The 1714-nt window shown below is 59.3% G+C and carries 3 protein-coding genes; 1 reads left to right on the forward strand and 2 read right to left on the reverse strand.

Features of this window, described 5'->3' with window-relative positions; all coding sequences use genetic code 11:
* The coding region (locus tag ABYA88_RS16380) for a phosphotransferase (protein ID WP_373188446.1) at window positions 1-590 on the reverse strand (590 nt) is incomplete at its 3' end.
* A gap of 9 nt (window positions 591-599) precedes the next feature.
* Entirely contained in the window at window positions 600-887 is a 288-nt protein-coding gene (locus tag ABYA88_RS16385; RefSeq protein ID WP_373188448.1) for a DUF2782 domain-containing protein, read from the reverse strand.
* A gap of 90 nt (window positions 888-977) precedes the next feature.
* Between ABYA88_RS16385 and ABYA88_RS16390 the strand changes: the two genes are divergently transcribed.
* Window positions 978-1714, forward strand: a 737-nt coding sequence (locus tag ABYA88_RS16390) for a 5'-3' exonuclease H3TH domain-containing protein (RefSeq protein WP_373188447.1), incomplete at its 3' end; no start/stop codon positions are given.

Consider the following 1714-nt stretch of genomic DNA (forward strand, 5'->3'; position numbering starts at 1 on the left):
ACGTTGTCGCGGAACAGGTCACCATGCAGGACCGTCTTGGGCATAGGCGGGCGTTCCTCGAGCAGGCTCCGCATGACCGGCAGCAGCGGCTCGACCAGTGCGCGTTCGGCCTGGTCCAGCTCATCGAGGAGACCGCCAGCTTCCTTCTCCATCCACGCCAGCCCGCGGTCACTCTGCCGAGCCAGGCCGCTGGAAAGCGTTGCCTCGTGCATCTGCGCCAGCACCTTGCCGAGTTGCTGGCAGTGCCGCACGTCCGGTTGCTGCACATGCTTACCGGGCAGGCGCGGTTGCAGCAGCGCGGGCTTGCCGTTTAACTGGTGCAGTTTGCGCCCCAGCTGATCGGCAACTGCAAAAGGTACCGGCAGCTCAGCGGCGTGCAGACAATCGAGCAAACTGACGAAAAACGGCAATTCGTCTACCGGGCCTCGCTCGATCAGGGTCAGAACGAACTCGCCCTGTTCGCAACTGACGAAAAAGTTACTGTTCTCGGTGCCCGCGCTAATTCCCTCGAACGCCACAAGGCGTCCAAGCTCGAAGGGTTTGAGAAACTCGCTCAGCTCGCTCTGGCTCAGGGGTGTGAATACAGACATTCGGTCAGCCTACCATTCGAATATTTTCCAGGAAGGAATGCGCATTCCCTCCGGCTGATCCGAGCGCATGAAATTACCCTCATCATCCACCGCCACAAGAAAATACGGCGGCCCAGCATTGGGTATCACCTTGATTGCATAGAGAAAACCGTTGACCCGATATTCCTCTACCGTACGATCGCCCTCTTGCCGGATAACCACATCGGGTTCGCCGGTGACGGCCTCCTGGGCCAGGGCTGTCTGACTGATAACCAGCGCCAGGCCGGTGGCGGCCAATGCACGGCCAAATCTGCGTATCATGATAGGCTTATCCTGTTGTGATGGGACTGCAATGCTGTGACCCTTTCATTCTAGACTCTTTTTAGCCACGGAAAGTTGACCTGAAGCATGACTGATCAAGCCCCCCTCGTTCTGGTTGATGGTTCTTCGTACCTGTACCGGGCCTTTCACGCTCTGCCGCCATTGATGACCTCGAGCGGAAAACCCACTGGTGCGGTCAAGGGCGTGCTCAACATGCTCAACAGTCTGCGCCGACAATACCCGGATAGTCCTTTCGCTGTGGTATTCGATGCCAAGGGCAAGACCTTCCGCGACGAACTGTTCGAGCACTACAAGTCCCAGCGCCCGCCTATGCCCGACGACCTGCGCATGCAGATCGAGCCATTGCACGCCAGCGTCAGGGCGATGGGCCTGCCCCTGCTCTGTGTCGATGGTGTAGAAGCCGACGACGTGATCGGCACACTCGCCCGGCAGAGAGCCGCCGCCGGCTTCCCGGTGGTTATCTCCACCGGCGACAAGGACATGGCGCAACTGGTTGACGAGCGCATCACGCTGGTCAACACCATGAGCGGCACCGTGCTCGACATCGATGGGGTAAAGGAAAAATTCGGGGTTAGCCCGGAATGCATCATCGATTTTCTCGCGCTGATGGGGGACAAGTCAGACAACATACCCGGCGTGCCCGGTATTGGCGAGAAGACCGCAGTGGGTCTGGTCGCGGGCATTGGTGGCGGCCTGGATCTGATCTACGCCAATCTCGACAAGGTGCCCGAACTGCCGATCCGCGGCGCCAAGAAGCTGCCGGAGAAATTGCTGGAGCACAAGGAGATGGCCTACCTCTCCTA

Source organism: Halopseudomonas sp. (genome assembly GCF_041579695.1).
Taxonomy (GTDB): Bacteria; Pseudomonadota; Gammaproteobacteria; order Pseudomonadales; family Pseudomonadaceae; genus Halopseudomonas.